General features: G+C 63.2%; 11 protein-coding genes. 6 read left to right on the top strand and 5 right to left on the bottom strand.

The features are described from left to right. The first annotated feature begins 86 nt into the window (after positions 1–86). From hemH to NKI49_RS04725, 3 genes are all read left to right on the top strand, one after another. Positions 87–1,151 (top strand): ferrochelatase, encoded by a 1,065-nt coding sequence (gene hemH / locus NKI49_RS04735; RefSeq protein WP_352603090.1) that lies wholly within the window; start codon positions 87–89, stop codon positions 1,149–1,151. Positions 1,152–1,311: 160 nt separating this feature from the next. Further along, a complete protein-coding gene (locus NKI49_RS04730) occupies positions 1,312–2,262 on the top strand; it encodes an SPFH domain-containing protein (RefSeq protein ID WP_352603088.1) in 951 nt (316 codons plus the stop codon). A 117-nt stretch (positions 2,263–2,379) separates the two neighbouring features. Then, a complete protein-coding gene (locus tag NKI49_RS04725) occupies positions 2,380–2,844 on the top strand; it encodes an NfeD family protein (protein WP_352603086.1) in 465 nt (154 codons plus the stop codon). Between the two features lie 3 nt (positions 2,845–2,847). Here the strand turns inward: NKI49_RS04725 and NKI49_RS04720 are convergent, their stop codons facing one another. Then, complete coding sequence (locus NKI49_RS04720; RefSeq protein ID WP_352603084.1) at positions 2,848–3,849, bottom strand: KpsF/GutQ family sugar-phosphate isomerase; 1,002 nt, start codon at positions 3,847–3,849, stop codon at positions 2,848–2,850. Positions 3,850–4,090: 241 nt separating this feature from the next. Here NKI49_RS04720 and NKI49_RS04715 point away from each other — a divergent pair, with 241 nt between their 5' ends. Continuing rightward, entirely contained in the window at positions 4,091–5,866 is a 1,776-nt protein-coding gene (locus NKI49_RS04715) for an outer membrane beta-barrel protein (protein WP_352603083.1), read from the top strand. 117 nt (positions 5,867–5,983) lie between these two features. Here NKI49_RS04715 and galU read toward each other — a convergent pair whose 3' ends face one another. Further along, positions 5,984–6,889, bottom strand: a complete 906-nt coding sequence (gene galU, locus NKI49_RS04710; protein ID WP_352603081.1) for a UTP--glucose-1-phosphate uridylyltransferase GalU — start codon at positions 6,887–6,889, stop codon at positions 5,984–5,986. Between the two features lie 208 nt (positions 6,890–7,097). On the opposite strand from galU, the gene NKI49_RS04705 reads away from it, so the two are divergent. Together NKI49_RS04705 and NKI49_RS04700 are read left to right on the top strand one after the other, a co-directional pair. Next, on the top strand, positions 7,098–8,321 hold the full coding sequence (locus NKI49_RS04705; protein ID WP_352603079.1) for a lytic murein transglycosylase: 1,224 nt from the start codon (positions 7,098–7,100) through the stop codon (positions 8,319–8,321). 122 nt (positions 8,322–8,443) lie between these two features. Beyond that, on the top strand, positions 8,444–9,667 hold the full coding sequence (locus tag NKI49_RS04700) for an SGNH/GDSL hydrolase family protein (RefSeq protein WP_352603077.1): 1,224 nt from the start codon (positions 8,444–8,446) through the stop codon (positions 9,665–9,667). A 151-nt stretch (positions 9,668–9,818) separates the two neighbouring features. Here NKI49_RS04700 and NKI49_RS04695 read toward each other — a convergent pair whose 3' ends face one another. From NKI49_RS04695 to NKI49_RS04685, 3 genes are all read right to left on the bottom strand, one after another. Next, entirely contained in the window at positions 9,819–11,273 is a 1,455-nt protein-coding gene (locus NKI49_RS04695; RefSeq protein WP_352603075.1) for a glutamate synthase subunit beta, read from the bottom strand. A 143-nt stretch (positions 11,274–11,416) separates the two neighbouring features. Next, positions 11,417–16,153 (bottom strand): glutamate synthase large subunit, encoded by a 4,737-nt coding sequence (gene gltB / locus NKI49_RS04690; protein WP_352603073.1) that lies wholly within the window; start codon positions 16,151–16,153, stop codon positions 11,417–11,419. Between the two features lie 299 nt (positions 16,154–16,452). Beyond that, a complete protein-coding gene (locus tag NKI49_RS04685; RefSeq protein ID WP_352695560.1) occupies positions 16,453–16,593 on the bottom strand; it encodes a hypothetical protein in 141 nt (46 codons plus the stop codon). Positions 16,594–16,613 lie beyond the last annotated feature (20 nt).

The raw sequence follows: 16,613 nt of genomic DNA, 5'->3' as shown, positions 1-16,613 counted from the left end.
CTTTTCATTTCCTGCTAAGGTGCGGCCAGACGCTGCATTGAAAGCCCGCGCGATATGGTTAGGTTCGCGTCTCCTGGAGAACCTCGATGACGCTTTCCACCGCAGTCGATCCCAAAGCCGCGAAGGCTGTTGGCGCGCAGCCAGCCGGGCATCCGCTGGCCAAGGCTGGCAAAATCGGCGTCATGCTGATCAATCTCGGCACGCCTGACGGTACCGATTTCAAACCGATGTGGCGTTACCTCCGCGAATTCCTGTCCGATCCGCGCGTCATCGAACTCAACAAGGCGATCTGGTATCCGATCCTTTATGGGCTGGTGCTCACCACGCGGCCGAAAAAATCGGGCGCCAACTACGCCAGGATCTGGAACCGGGAAAACAACGAGTCGCCGCTGCGCACCTACACCCGGGCCCAGAGCAAAAAGCTCGGGCAGGCACTCGCCGACCTGCCTGAGGTCGTCGTCGATTGGGCGATGCGTTACGGCAACCCTTCGACCGCGAGCGTCGCTGAAAGGCTGGTGGCGCAAGGCTGCGACCGCATTCTTTCGTTTCCGCTCTATCCGCAATACTCGGCGACCACCACCGCCACCGCCAACGACCAGCTCTTTCGCGCGCTGATGGCGATGCGGGCAGCGCCCGCCATCCGCAGCGTACCGCCCTACTACGCCGAGCCTGTCTACATCGAGGCGCTTGCCGCTTCGATCAAACGGCATCTGGCAATGCTGGATTTCGAACCGGAGGTGGTCATTACCTCCTACCACGGCATCCCGAAACCATATTCCGACAAGGGCGATCCCTACCAGGCGCATTGCCTTGAGACGACGCGGCTGCTGCGCGAAAAACTTGGCTGGAGCGAGAGCAAACTGATCACCACCTTCCAGTCACGCTTCGGCGCGCAGGAATGGCTGCAGCCCTACACCGACAAGACCGTGGAGAAATTGGGCAAGGAGGGCGTGAAGTCGATCGCCATCGTCAATCCCGGTTTTTCCGTCGACTGCATCGAGACGCTGGACGAGATCGGCCGTGAGGCGGCCGAGACCTTCCACCACGCCGGCGGCAAGAATTTCGCCCACATCCCTTGCCTCAACGACAGCGCCGAGGGCATGTCGGTAATCGAGGCGATGGTACGGCGCGAACTGTCCGGCTGGATCTGAAGCCGCGAGGATGCAGAGTTCCCTACCCTCAACCTTCGATTGCATGCTCAGAAACAATCCCTCATCACCTGATTGTAACGCTATTGAAATACACTTAAGTCTTTGGTGAAGTCGGCTGCGCGAGAATGGCTCTCGCTGCCGGCCTTTGAGGGAGAGCCAAATGGATTTCAGTGGTTTCGATATTGCGATCATTGTTCTGGTCGCGCTTGTCGTTCTGGTGCTGTTCAAAGGCATCAAAACAATTCCGCAAGGCTATAACTATACCGTCGAACGTTTTGGCCGTTACACCAGGACACTGACCCCCGGCCTCAATCTCATCGTGCCGTTCGTCGACCGCGTCGGCGCCAAGATGAACATGATGGAGCAGGTGCTCGACGTTCCGAGCCAGGAGATCATCACCCGCGACAACGCGATCGTCGGTGTCGACGGCATCGCCTTCTACCAGATCCTCAACGCGGCGCAGGCAGCCTACCAGGTTGCCGGCCTGCAGAACGCTATCCTGAACCTGACGATGACCAATATCCGTACCGTCATGGGCTCGATGGACCTCGACGAATTGCTGTCGAACCGCGACGCCATCAACGAGCGCCTGCTGCGCGTCGTCGATGAAGCGGCGCATCCCTGGGGCATCAAGATCACCCGCGTCGAGATCAAGGACATCAACCCACCAGCCAATCTCATCGAATCGATGGGCCGGCAGATGACCGCCGAGCGCAACAAGCGCGCGCAGATCCTCGCCGCCGAAGGCCTCAAGCAGTCGCAGATCCTCGAGGCCGAGGGCCGCAAGGAAGCCGCGTTCCGCGACGCCGAAGCGCGCGAGCGTTCGGCCGAGGCGGAAGCCCGCGCCACGCAGGTGGTGTCGGAAGCGATCTCCAAGGGCGACGTGCAGGCGCTGAACTATTTCGTCGCCCAGAAATACACCGAAGCACTGGGCAAGATCGGCTCGGCAGGCAATTCCAAGATCGTACTCATGCCTTTCGAGGCGTCGTCGCTGATCGGCTCGCTCGGCGGCATCGGCGAGATCGCCCGGGAGGTCTTCAAGGGCGATGGTCCGACCGGCACGCAACGGCAGATTTCGCGCCCGCCGGTCGTCAAGCAAAGCGACAATTGATGCTTCCGGCCCGGGAGCGTTTCACACAAGCGCCGAACCGCCCTATCCCTTTGTTTTGACGCAATTCCGGACGGAAATCGTGTCACGCTTTTCCTGGAATTGCCCTAGGAGCAGACCATGATCGACCGCATCGTTTCCGAACTCGGCCCGTGGAGTTGGATGGTTCTCGGCTTCATCCTGCTGGTGATGGAAGTCATCGCGCCGGGCATCTTCATGCTGTGGATCGGCATTGCCGCCCTGATCATCGGCGCGGTGTCGCTGCTGATCTGGGATGCCGGTTTCTGGACCTGGCAGGTCCAGGTCCTCGCCTTCCTGGTGCTGTCGCTGGTCTCGGCCTATGCCGGCAGGAGGCTGGTCGGCGGGCGCAATGATCCGACGGACCAGCCGCTGCTCAACCGGCGTGGCGCGCAGATGATCGGCAGGATGGCGACGCTTGCCGAACCTATCCGCGACGGCCGCGGCCGCATCAAGCTCGGCGACACGCTGTGGCGCGTCTCCGGCCCGGATCTGCCGGCGGGCACGCAGGTGCGCGTCACCGGCGCGGCGGATACGGATCTGGAACTGACGGTGGAGGCTGTCTGAACTTCAGGCCGCGCCGATGCGCAAGAGATCGTGCAAGTGGACGAGGCCGACCGGTTTCTTGCCTTCCACAACCATCAGGCTGGTGATGGCTGAATTGTTGATCGTCTGCAGCGCGGTTGCCACCAGCGTGTCCGGAGCCGCTGTCTTTGGCCCTCTTGTCATCACCTGATCCACCGTCATCGCCAGCAGGTTGCCGCCGATATGACGCCTGATGTCGCCATCGGTGATGATGCCGACCAACGCGCCGTCCGGCTCGGTGATCGCCACGCAGCCGAACCCCTTGCGCGAGAGTTCCTGGATGGCATCGTTCATGCTAGTGCCCGTCACCGCAAGAGGCAGCCTGTCGCCGACATGCATGATCTCGCGAATCTGCGTCAGGTTGGCGCCAAGCTGGCCGCCGGGATGGAAGGTGCGGAAATGGTCGGGCGTGAAGCCCCGCGCCTCGAGCAGCGCGATCGCCAGCGCATCGCCGATGACCAGTTGCAGCACCGTCGAAGTCGTCGGCGCCAGCCCATGCGGGCAGGCCTCCGCTGCGCGCGGCAGCAAAAGCACGACGTCCGCCGCCCGCGCCAGCGCCGATGTCTCGCCGGAGGTGACGGCGATAAGCGGAATGGAGAAGCGTCGGGAATAGGCGACGATCCCCATCATCTCCTTGCTTTCGCCCGACCATGAGATGGCGATGATGGCGTCGTCTTTGGCGATCATGCCGAGATCGCCATGATTGGCCTCGACGGGGTGGACGAAAAAGGCCGGCGTGCCCGTCGACGCCAGCGTCGCCGCGATCTTCGAGCCGATATGCCCGCTCTTGCCGACGCCGGTGACGATCAGCCGGCCTTCGATCTTCGAGATCATGTCGACAGCCTGGGCGAAAGGCCCGGCCAGCCCGTTCTCGAGCGCCTCGGCAAGGGCCGCGATCCCAGCCTGTTCGGTTGCCACCGTTCTCAGCGCCGAAGCGATCGACGTTTGCCTGTCCAGAGGCGTCCTATCGGGGGATATAGCGTGCATGGTTGATGCGATTAGCGCTTTGCCGCCCCCCTGTCCAACGGAAATGGCGCCCGTTCTGGAATGCGCGATGGTTTGGGTGGCGACATGCACCACAACATAAAGCTTGGCGCACGCCGCACGAATTCGGTTGGAAATCGACCTTCCCGGCTGGCGACGAGCCGCCGCCTCAACCCTCCGTTAACCATCCCAATTTACGGTTCGGTAAGTATGGCGCGCCTGCGCCGCGCGAGCAGTGGTGGCGATGTCCGGGGCCCAGCCAGAAAAATCGAGAGCACGAAAGGGCAAGGCGGCCTGCGCCTTGCTGCTGGCGACCAGCATCCTTGCGTTGCTGCGCCCGACGCTGCTTCATGCCCAGGAAACGGGGCTGCGCGGCGAAGTCTCCGAATCGGCGATCCTGTCCGACCAGCAGCGCAAGGCAAGGCAGTTCGCTTTGGCCAGCCAGGGCCAGCAGGCACCGGCCAGCGCCGCGCAGGACAATACGCCTGCGCGCACCTATTTGCCCGCCAGCGCCGGCGCCTTGCCCGATGACACCGACGCCGCAACCGCGGCACACAGCATTTTCGATCCGCCTGCCGTCACCGACGATAGCTCCGCCGACACGCCGACGCCGCCCAAGCCTCGCCGCCGCCCAGCCGCCGCCAGGCAAGATGCGGCGGACCGGGACAAGGACAAGACCGCCGGCAAGTCGAAGAAGAAAAAGCCGGCGACCGCGACCACGGAGACCACCGCGGCCATTGCGGACAATGCCGATGTCCCCGACACCGACGAGGAGACGGCCAACCGCCGCGCCGTCACCATCGACAGCGTCGACCGGCAGAAGCTCGACCCCGGCGCCGAGCGCACCGCTTCCATCGAAGGCCAGAAGAAGAAGAAGGCCGAGGACGATCCGTTTGCCGCCACCGGCGTCAAATGGGGTTCCTTCGTCATCCGGCCGACCATCGAACAAGGCCTGACCGCCACCTCGAACGGCGATTCCAGCAGTGCCGGCAAATCGGCACTCTTGTCCGAGACGGCGCTGCGCTTTTCCGCCGCCTCCGACTGGCGCGAAAACTCCGCTCTCATCAACGGCTATGGCCTTTTTCGCGAGACCGTCTCCGGCTACCCCGTTCACAACGAGCAGGGCCGCATCGAGGGGCAGCTCAACGTCGACCTGGACAATGAACTGCGCGCCATCGCCAAGCTCGGCTATGAGGCCGTGCCGGAATCGGCGTCATCGCCTGACGCCATTGCCGGCGTCAGCACCCAGCCTCTCCGGCAATCCCTGGACGGCAGCCTTGCCCTCGAAAAGCAAGCCGGCAAAATGCAGTACACGGTGACCGGCGCGGTCGCCCACGACTTCTACGGCGACGCCAAGCTTTCGGACGGCACCTCCTTGTCGCAGAAGGATCGCGACAGCACGCTCTACACGGCGACCTTGCGCACCGGTTATGAAATTTCTCCAGCCCTCACCCCCTTCACCGAAATCGAGGCCGGTCGCCGGACCTATGATCAACGCATCGACAACGAAGGATTCGAACGCTCCTCGACGCGGCTCGGCGCTCGCGCCGGCCTTGAGCTCGACATGGGCGAAAAGCTGTCGGGCGAATTCTCGGCCGGCTGGCTCAGGGAAGCGGTCGATGACGAACGTCTCGACGCGATTTCGGGCGCGACAGTCAACGCCGACCTCAAATGGTCGCCCGAACGCGGCACCACGATCGGCCTCACCGGACGGACGACGGTCGAGCCCACCACCTCAGCCGGTGAAAGTGGCGACATCCTCTATTCCGGCCGCCTGACGGGCGAGCGGCTGATTCGGGCCAATCTCACCGCAAACGCGGCTCTGGGCCTGGATTGGCGCGACTATGTCGGCATCGACGGCCACGACACGATCTTGAGCGCCGAAGCCGGACTGACCTGGTGGCTGAACCGCTACGCCGGCCTCACCACCCGCGCCAGGACCGAGAAGCTGACCAGCAACCTGCCGGGCCGCGACTACACCGCCAACAGCATCTTCGTCGGCGTGAAGGTCCAGCGCTGAGGACGAAACTGTGAGCTAGAGCGGTTCACCGTTTCATGGAAACGCCGAGCCGCTCTATCTCTTTGTTTTTACGCAATTCCGGACGGAAAACCGTTTCACACTTTTCCTGGAATTGCTCTAAAACGCGGCACCGCGTCGCTCGGACGGCTTCATCTCGTCGAGAAGCTTCCGGATGACGCCGGCCATGCTGTGGTTCATGTCGCTGCGCCACAGGGCGAAAGCGACATTGGCCTCGACGAAGCCTTCCGGCGATCCGCAATCGAAGGTCCGGCCCTGATAATTGTAGCCATAGAAGGGCTGCTGCTTTTCCAGCTTCAGCATCGCGTCGGTGAGCTGGATTTCATTGCCGGCGCCCTTCTCCTGGCCCTCGAGTATCTTGAAGATCTCGGGCTGGAGAATGTAGCGGCCGTTGATGTAGAGATTGGACGGCGCCGTGCCGGCCTTCGGCTTCTCCACCATCTCGGTGATGCGGAAGCCGTGATGCGCGGCCTCGCCGCGGCCGACAATGCCGTATTTGTGGGCCTCGGCCGGGTCGCATTCCTGCACGGCGATGATGTTGTTGCCGGTCTCGGCATAGAGATCGACCATATCCTTCATGCAGCTCTTTTCCGACTGCATGATCATGTCCGGCAAAAGCAGAGCGAAGGGCTCGTCGCCGACCAGTTCGCGCGCGCACCAGACGGCATGGCCAAGGCCGAGCGGCACCTGTTGGCGGGTGAAGCTGGTCTGACCCGGCGCCGGCTGCAGCCGCTGCAGCCGGGCAAGCTGGTCGTCCTTGCCGCGTTGCGCCAGCGTATCATAGAGTTCGAACTGGACGTCGAAATGGTCCTCGATGACGGCCTTGTTGCGGCCGGTCACGAAGATGAAATGCTCGATGCCGGCCTCTCGCGCCTCGTCCACCACATACTGGATGACGGGCCGGTCGACGACGGTCAGCATTTCCTTGGGAATGGCCTTGGTAGCCGGGAGAAACCGCGTGCCGAGACCGGCGACCGGAAAAACTGCCTTGCGAACTCTCTTCATGTGTCAATTATCCATTTGATGGCCAACTCGGCAATCCCTGTTTGAAGACATTTTCACGCCGAAATTGAGGATTACTTGGCGGACCGAGGAAAACTTCCACCGCTAAGCATCAAGGCGCCTTTTCGTTCCGGACGCCGCCTATGGTAAACTAATTGCTAACCAGGTTCGGCGAAGAATGGTCTTTCCCGTGACAGAGAAGGAGCAAGAGATGTCCGTTCGCAATGCCGCACAACGTTTTACCAGCGTCATGGCGGCCGCCAGCCTCTCGCTCGCTTTGCTGATGCCCGCCGGCCCGGCTTTCGCCGATGCCGGTTTCCGGCAATGGGTCGCCAGCTTCCGTGCCACCGCCGTCGTCGGCGGCGTTTCGGGCGCTGTCTACGATAAGGCTTTCAAGGGCATCGGCGAGCCCGATCCGGTGGTGCTGGAAAAGGCGCGCACGCAGCCTGAATTCACCGCGCCCGCCTGGGACTATTTCGACAACCGCGTCCATGACCAGTCCGTCGAGGTCGGTCAGCAGATGGCCAGGAAATGGAAGCCGTGGCTGGACAGGATCGAAGCGAGATTCGGCGTCGACCGCTACATTTTGCTGGCCATCTGGTCGATGGAATCGAATTATGGCGAGATCCTCAAGCGCGACGACATCATGCGCAATGTCGTGCGTTCGCTGGCGACGCTCGCCTATGGCGACCCACAACGGTCGAAATTTGCACGCACCCAGCTGGTCGCGGCGCTGAAGATCCTGCAGACCGGCGATATCGATGAAAGCCATCTCATGGGTTCGTGGGCCGGCGCCATGGGCCAGACGCAGTTCATCCCCACCAGCTATCAGCATTATGCCGTCGACATGGACGGCAACGGCAAGCGCGACATCTGGAATTCCATCCCCGATGCGCTGGCGACGGCCGCCAACCTGTTGAAGAAGAACGGCTGGCAGGCCAGCAAGACCTGGGGCTACGAAGTGGCCTTGCCGGCCGGCAAATTGCCGGGCGGATCGAAGACGCTGGCGCAATGGCAGGCGCTCGGCGTCGTCAGGGCCAACAGCAAACCGTTCAGGAATCTCACCGACAAGGCGACACTGAAGGTGCCGGACGGCCGTGGTGGGCCGGCCTTCCTGATGATCAGGAATTTCTCCGTCATCAAGGCCTACAACAACGCCGACAAATATGCACTTGCCGTCGGCCTTCTCGCCGACGAGATCGCCGGCTTGAGCGGTCTTGTCCAGGATTGGAAGCGGCCTTTCACCAAGCTCTCCTTCGAGGAAAGGCAGGAACTGCAGAAGCGGCTTTCGCAGCACGGGCTTTACGATGGCAAGTTCGACGGCAAGATCGGTGACGGCTCGAAAACCGCCATCATGGCGTATCAGGCCAAGGTCGGCTTGACCCAGGACGGGTATCCGAGCATGGAAGTACTCAAATGGCTCAGGCAGAAATAGAGCCAGGGCAATTCCGGGAAGACCGCGTAACGGTTTTCCGTCCGGAATTGCGTGAAAAACAAGAATTATTGCGGCCTCAGCGACCTGTCCGGCGCTGAACCGCGCAGGGATGGAGGAAGCGATTGGTTTCGGCTGCGCGCATCGGGACGCTGGTTCGTCGCATGCCGGCGCTTATCCTGGCCGTCGCAGTGCTTGCCGTTGCCGTAGCGGGCGCTTTCCATGCGCCGGCCATGGCGCAGGAGCAGCAGAACCGCGGCTGGTCGTTGCGCGACCTTCTGTTTCCGAACCGTGGCGAACGGTTCGAGCCGCCGCTGGACCTGCCGAAGGCAAAACCGAGGCTCAAGGCGAAAAAACCGCGTGCCCCCCGCCCGCCCGCGGAACCGGAAATCCCCGTGGTCGAGAAGGCGCCGGACGCCCGCACCGTCCTGGTGGTCGGCGACTTCATGGCGGCCGGCCTTGGCGAAGGCCTGGATACCGCCTTTGCCGAGAATGCCGGCGTCAGGATCGTCGTTCGCAGCAACGGTTCGTCCGGTTTCGTGCGCGATGATTTCTACAACTGGCCCGAACAAATCAAATCGCTGATCGAGACCGAAAAACCAGCCGCCGTGGTCGTCATGCTGGGTTCCAACGACCGCCAGCAGATGAAGGTGGGGGACGTGCGCGAACAGCCCCGATCCGAGAACTGGACCAAGGAATATGAGCGCCGCACCGATGCGCTCGGTAAGGCGATAGCAACCGCCAAGGTGCCCTTCCTGTGGGTCGGCATGCCGGCGTTCCGGGTGTCGAAGATGACCTCCGACATGCTGGCCTTCAACGACATCTACCACCAGGCGGCCGAAAGCAATGGCGGCGAATTCGTCGACGTCTGGGACGGGTTCGTCGACGAGAACGGCGCCTTCGTCACCAGCGGCCCTGATATGAACGGCCAGCCCGTGCGGCTGCGCGCCGATGACGGCATCAACGTCTCGAAGGCCGGCAAGCGCAAGCTCGCCTTCTATACCGAGAAGCCGCTGATGAAGATCCTGGGTCTTGCCGCGCCCGGAGGCGTCGCCCCGGCGACGGCACCAGCGGGTGCGCCGGTGGAAGCGCCGGCACCGGCCGCCGCACCCATTGTCATCGATCGCACGGCACCCATGCTGCTGAGCGATCCGGCGCTCGACGGCGGCTCCGAATTGCTCGGCGCTGCACCGGCGGCAAAGGCCAATCCCGACCTGCCCGGCGAAAAGCTGGTCGTCCAAGGCAAGGCCTCAAAGGCTTCGCCCGGCCGCGCCGATGATTTCTCTTGGCCGCCGAAGGCAAATCCGGCAACGGCCGCCGCCGATACAACGACGGCGATCAACCCTTAGTAACTTTCTCTGAGACCGTTCGAAACTCGCTCCCGCGAGCCATATGATGGTGTTTTCGAGAACCGGAGCAGAGCGTACGTTTAGGTACGCGAGCACCGGAAGCGCAGAAAACGCCTTCAGATGGCCGCAGGAGTAGAGTTTCCAACGGGGCTCAGCGCGGCAGGACGCTGGACCCCATCAACGCCTCGTCGATCGATCGCGCTGCCTGGCGGCCTTCGCGGATCGCCCAGACGACCAGCGACTGGCCACGACGCACGTCGCCTGCCGCATAGAGCCGGTCGACGCTGGTCCTGTAGTCGCGGTCGTTGGCTTCGACATTCCTGGAACGGCGGCTGTCGGTAGCGATCTTCATCTCGCCCTCGAGTTCCGACACCACCCCGGCGGCAGCCGGTCCGGCGAAGCCGATGGCGATGAAGGCGAGGTCGGCGCGGATGACGAATTCGGTGCCGGGGATCGGCTTGCGCTTGTCGTCGACCTCGCAGCACTTGACGCCGGTCAGCTGGCCCTCTTCGCCGATGAATTCGAGCGTCGCCACCTGGAATTCGCGCTCGGCGCCCTCGGCTTGCGAGGACGAGGTGCGCATCTTGGTCGCCCAATAGGGCCAGACCGAGAGCTTGTCTTCCTTCTCCGGCGGCTGCGGACGGATGTCGAGCTGCGTGACGCGCACGGCGCCCTGGCGGAAAGCCGTGCCGACGCAGTCGGACGCGGTATCGCCGCCGCCCACCACGACGACATGCTGCCCGCCGGCGATGATCGGATGCGACGGCCAGGCGACCGACTGGATCGGCTCGCCGCCAACGCGCCTGTTCTGCTGCACCAGATAGGGCATTGCGTCATGCACGCCGCCGAGGTCGTCGCCGGGGATGCCGGCCGCGCGTGGCGTTTCCGAGCCGCCGCAATAGAGCACGGCATCATGCTCGGCCAGCAGTTCGGCAACCGGCTTGTCGACACCGACATTGACGCCGCAATGGAAGGTCACGCCCTCGCCCTGCATCTGCTCGATGCGGCGGTCGATATAGTGCTTCTCGATCTTGAAGTCGGGAATGCCGTAGCGCATCAGCCCGCCGGGCCGACTCTCGCGCTCATAGACATGAACGTCGTGGCCGGCGCGGCCAAGCTGCTGGGCAGCCGCCATGCCGGCGGGCCCCGAGCCGATGACGGCGACGCGCTTTCCCGTCTTCTTCTCCGGCGGATAGGGCCTGATGTGACCGGTCTCGTACGCCTTGTCGGCGATCGCCTGTTCGACCGTCTTGATGGCGACCGGAATGTCCTCGAGGTTCAGCGTACAGGCTTCCTCGCAGGGCGCGGGGCAGATGCGGCCGGTGAATTCGGGGAAATTGTTGGTCGAATGCAGGTTGCGGATCGCGTTGTCCCAGTCCCTGTTGTAGACGAGGTCGTTCCAGTCGGGGATCTGGTTGTGGATCGGGCAACCCGTCGGCCCGTGGCAGAACGGAATGCCGCAATCCATGCAGCGCGCGGCCTGTTTCTCTACCTCCTTGTCGGACATCGGCAGCGTGAACTCGCGAAAGTGCCGGATGCGGTCGGAGGCCGGCTGGTACTTGTGCACCTGCCGGTCGATTTCGAGAAAGCCTGTTACCTTGCCCATAGTCCAGTTCCTGCTGTCCAAATGGTGCGGTTTTAGCCGCACCCGTTAACCCCTTGAGGCAGCCATGGCAACCTTGCGCCCGAGGTCAAGCTGTCGATGAAGTGGGCCGGGAAGCCTGGGCTTCCCGGCAATTCCAAACAAGTCTATTCCGCCGCAACGCCCATGCGCATGCGTTCCATCTCGATCAGGGCGCGGCGGTACTCGACCGGCATGATCTTGCGGAATTTCGGCCGGAAAATAGTCCAGTCGTCGAGGATCTCGCGGCCGCGCACCGAACCCGTGAAGTGGACGTGGTTCGAGATCAGCTGGTAGAGCCGTTCCTCGTCATGGCTGGTCATGTCGCCCGACACGTCGACGCGACCCTTGTGGTCGAGGTCGCCGCCATGGTGCAGCAGCTTTTCCATCAGGTCGTCTTCTTCGGGAACCGGCTCCAGTTCGACCATCGCCATGTTGCAGCGCTCGGCGAAATCGCCGGCCTCGTCCAGCACATAGGCGACGCCGCCCGACATGCCGGCGGCGAAGTTGCGGCCGGTCTTGCCGATGACGACGACGATGCCGCCGGTCATGTACTCGCAGCCATGGTCGCCGACGCCCTCGACGACGGCCGCCACGCCTGAATTGCGCACCGCGAAACGCTCGCCGGCGACGCCGGCGAAATAGGCCTCGCCCTCGGTCGCGCCATAGAGCACCGTGTTGCCCACGATGATGGAGTCCGCCGCGATGATCTTGGCTTCTTCCGGCGGCCGGATGACGATGCGGCCGCCCGAAAGGCCCTTGCCGACATAGTCGTTGCCGGCGCCGACGAGGTCGAACGAGATGCCGCGCGCCAGGAAGGCGCCGAAGGACTGGCCGGCGGTGCCGGTAAGCTTCACCGAGATCGTGTCCTCGCGCAGGCCCTTGTGCTTGAATCGCTTGGCCACTTCACCCGACAGCATGGCGCCCGTTGAGCGATCGACATTGCGGATCGGCAGTTCGATGCTGACCGGCTGCCGGCTCTCGAGCGCAGGCTTTGCCAGCTCGATCAGCTTGCGGTCGAGCACGTCGTCGATCGGATGCTTCTGCCGCTCGGTCCAGTGTGCCGCCTCATGCGGCACGTCGGGCTTGAAGAACATCTTCGAAAAATCGAGGCCGCGCGCCTTCCAGTGCTGGATCACGTCGCGCTTCTCCAGGAGGTCGCTGTCGCCGATGATCTGGTCGAGATGCGTAAAGCCCATTTCCGCGAGCAGCGCCCTCACCTCTTCCGCCACGTAGAAGAAGAAGTTGATGACATGCTCGGGAGTGCCCTTGAAGCGCTTGCGCAGCACCGGATCCTGCGTCGCGACGCCGACCGGACAAGTGTTGAGATGGCACTTGCGCATCATGATGCAGCCGGCCGCGATCAGCGGCGCCGTGGAGAAGCCGAACTCGTCGGCACCGAGCAGCGCGCCGATGATCACGTCGCGCCCGGTGCGCAGCCCGCCGTCGACCTGCAGCGCCACGCGCGAGCGCAGGCCGTTCAGCACCAGCGTCTGGTGCGTCTCGGCGAGCCCCATTTCCCATGGCGAGCCGGCATGCTTGAGCGAGGTCAGCGGCGAAGCGCCGGTGCCGCCATCATAGCCCGAGATGGTGATGTGGTCGGCGCGCGCCTTGGCGACGCCCGCCGCGACCGTGCCGACGCCGACTTCCGACACCAGCTTGACCGAGACGTCGGCCGCCGGGTTGACGTTCTTCAGGTCGTAGATCAGCTGCGCCAGATCCTCGATCGAATAGATGTCGTGATGCGGCGGCGGCGAGATCAGGCCGACGCCAGGCGTCGAGTGCCGGACCTTGGCGATGGTGGCGTCGACCTTGTGGCCTGGCAGCTGGCCGCCCTCGCCGGGCTTGGCACCTTGCGCCACCTTGATCTGCATCATGTCGGAATTGACGAGATACTCCGCCGTCACGCCGAAACGCCCTGACGCGACCTGCTTGATCGCCGACCGTTCGGGGTTCTTGCCGCCGCCGGGCAACGGCAGGTAGCGGTCGGCCTCTTCGCCGCCCTCGCCGGTGTTCGACTTACCGCCGATGGCGTTCATGGCGCGCGCCAGCGTGGTGTGCGCCTCCCTTGAGATCGAGCCGAACGACATCGCCCCGGTCGAGAAGCGCTTGACGATATCGGCTGCCGGCATGACCTCGTCGAGCGCGACCTTCTTGCGGCCGGTCTCGTCCGCGAGCTTGATCTTGAACAGGCCACGGATGGTCTGCGCACGCGCCGTCTCGCTGTCGATCTGCGCGGAATAGTCCTTGAACGTTTCCCACGATCCCTGGCGCACCGCGTGCTGCAAGGTGGCGACCGCGTCGGGCGACCAGATATGCGCCTCACCCCGCATGCGGAAGAGATATTCGCCGCCGACATCCAGGCTGTTGCGCAGCACCGGGTCGTTGCCGAAACCATCCGTATGGCGGCTGAAAGTCTCCTCGGCGATCTCGTTCAGCCCGACGCCTTCGATCAGCGTGGCGGTGCCGGTGAAATACTGCTGCACGAAATCCGACTTCAGCCCGATGGCGTCGAAGATCTGCGCGCCGCAATAGGACTGGTAGGTCGAGATGCCCATCTTGGACATCACCTTGAGGATGCCCTTGCCGATCGACTTGATGTAGCGCGAGACCACTTCGTAGGCGTCGACCTCTTCCGGCAGTTCGCCGCGCTTGTGCATGTCGAGCAGCGTGTCGAAGGCGAGATAGGGATTGATCGCCTCCGCGCCATAGCCGGCGAGGCAGCAGAAATGATGCACTTCACGCGGCTCGCCGGATTCGACGACGAGGCCGACGGAGGTGCGCAGCCCCTTGCGGATGAGGTGATGATGCACCGCGGCCGTCGCCAGCAGGGCCGGTATGGCGATGCGGTCCGGGCCGACCTGGCGGTCGGACAGGATGATGATGTTGTAGCCGCCGGCGACCGCCGCCTCCGCCCGCTCGCACAGGCGGTCGATGGCACCCTGCATGCCCGCGGCCCCTTCATTGGAGCCGTAGGTGATGTCGATCGTCTTGGTGTCGAAACGGTCCTCGGTGTGGCCGATCGAGCGGATCTTTTCGAGATCGCCATTGGTCAGGATCGGCTGGCGCACTTCGAGCCGCTTGCGGCGTGAATTCCCGACAAGGTCGAAGATGTTCGGCCGCGGTCCGATGAAGGACACCAGGCTCATCACCAGTTCCTCGCGGATCGGGTCGATCGGCGGGTTGGTGACCTGGGCGAAGTTCTGCTTGAAATAGGTGTAGAGCAGCTTCGACCTGTCCGACATGGCCGAGATAGGCGTATCGGTGCCCATCGAGCCCACGGCTTCCTGGCCGGTGGTCGCCATCGGCGACATCAACAGCTTGGTGTCTTCCTGGGTGTAGCCGAACGCCTGCTGGCGATCGAGCAGGCTGACATCCTTGCGCAACGCGCGCGGCTCGACCGGCTTCAAGTCTTCCAGGATGAGCTGCGTGTTGGCGAGCCAGGTCTTGTAGGGGTGCTTGGTCGCGATCTCCGACTTGATCTCTTCGTCGGAGACGATGCGGCCCTTGGCGAGGTCGATCAAAAGCATACGGCCTGGCTGCAGCCGCCACTTCTGGACGATCTTCTCCTCCGGCACCGGCAGCACGCCGGCTTCCGAGGCCATGATGACGCGGTCGTCGTCGGTGACGATGTAGCGCGCCGGACGCAGCCCGTTGCGGTCGAGGGTGGCGCCGATCTGGCGGCCATCGGTGAAGACCACCGCCGCAGGCCCGTCCCACGGCTCCATCAGCGCGGCATGATACTCGTAGAAAGCCTTGCGATCGGCATCCATCAGCTTGTTGCCCGCCCAGGCTTCCGGGATCAGCATCATCATCGCATGACTGAGGCTATAGCCGCCCTGGAACAGGAACTCGAGCGCATTGTCGAAACAGGCGGTGTCGGACTGGCCGTCGTAGGAGATCGGCCAGAGCTTCGAGATGTTGTTGCCGAACAGTTCGGAATCGACCGAGGCCTGTCGCGCCGCCATCCAGTTGTTGTTGCCGCGCACCGTGTTGATCTCGCCATTATGCGCGACCATGCGGTAGGGATGCGCGAGCTTCCACGAGGGAAACGTGTTGGTCGAAAAACGCTGGTGGACGAGGATCAGCGCTGTTTCGAAGCGCGGGTCCTTGAGGTCCGTGTAGTAGGCGCCGACCTGATAGGCCAGGAACATGCCCTTGTAGACGATGGTCCGCGCCGACAGCGACACGCAATAGGCGCCGATATCCTTGTTGTCGTTCTCGGCGTAGATGCGGCCCGAGATGACCTTGCGCAGCAGATAGAGCCTTGCCTCGTACTCCTCGTCGTCGGGAATGTCTGACGTGCGGCCGATGAAGACCTGGCGATGGAACGGCTCGGACGCGACGATGTCGGGTGCCTTCGACAGCGATGAGTTGTCGACGGGCACGTCACGGAAACCGATGAGCGGAAGACCCTCGGACTGCGCCGATTCGGTGATGATCTCTTCGACATGGGCGCGAAGTGCCGGGTCCTGCGGCATGAACCAGTGCCCGACGCCATACTGGCCCGCCGGCGGCAGTTCGATGCCCTGGGCCGCCATCTCCTCGCGGAAGAACTGGTCCGGAAGCTGCACCAGAACCCCGGCGCCGTCGCCCACCAGCGGATCGGCGCCGACGGCGCCGCGATGCGTCAGGTTTTCGAGCACGGCAAGCCCGTTCTCGACGATCTGATGCGACTTCACGCCCTTCATGTTGACGATGAAGCCGACGCCGCAGGCATCATGCTCGTTGCGCGGATCGTAGAGGCCTTGCGCGGCCAGCCCGGTGCTGGATCGGCCAAAAGTGGTCAGGGACGCGTTTTTGACGGTTGCCGCTTTCGTCTGCGCGGCCTGGCCGTTCGTCGCAGCGTGCGTCAATTCCGTCATTGTCCTGTCCTCCATACCCAGCCCTTCGGGCGCTGGTTTGCCTCGGCAAGCGCTTGGCTCACCCTGATCCTTGCGGCACGTCTTGCGAAATCCTTGTCGAACCACGCGGCGTTCCGCCTGGTTCGCATCTGGTATCGTACAGGCCAGAGCCCGGCCGTCCACCCGTCGCGCGTGGCAACAGCCGGAGAGGCCTATATGTTACGCCAATCCAGCCTGTTTTGTGCGACAAAATAAGACAGCACTACTGTCCTAAATTTTTATGGCAGAATTCCCCGGCACACACAAGGGGCTGTTGAGAATCATCGAGAGTTGATGACGGCAGCGCATGCGTAGATCATCGCGGAGAAGTTGCGATCAGTTTTCTCGCTGCGCATTGCGATGCCTTTGAATTCTTTGAGCTTCGCGAAGAAGTTCTCGATGAGATGGCGCCATTTGTAGATTTCGGCGTCGATGCTGATGG

It is taken from the genome of Mesorhizobium sp. M0587, from assembly GCF_040320945.1.
Taxonomy (GTDB): Bacteria; Pseudomonadota; Alphaproteobacteria; order Rhizobiales; family Rhizobiaceae; genus Mesorhizobium.
This window is presented reverse-complemented; position numbering and strand designations above follow the sequence as displayed.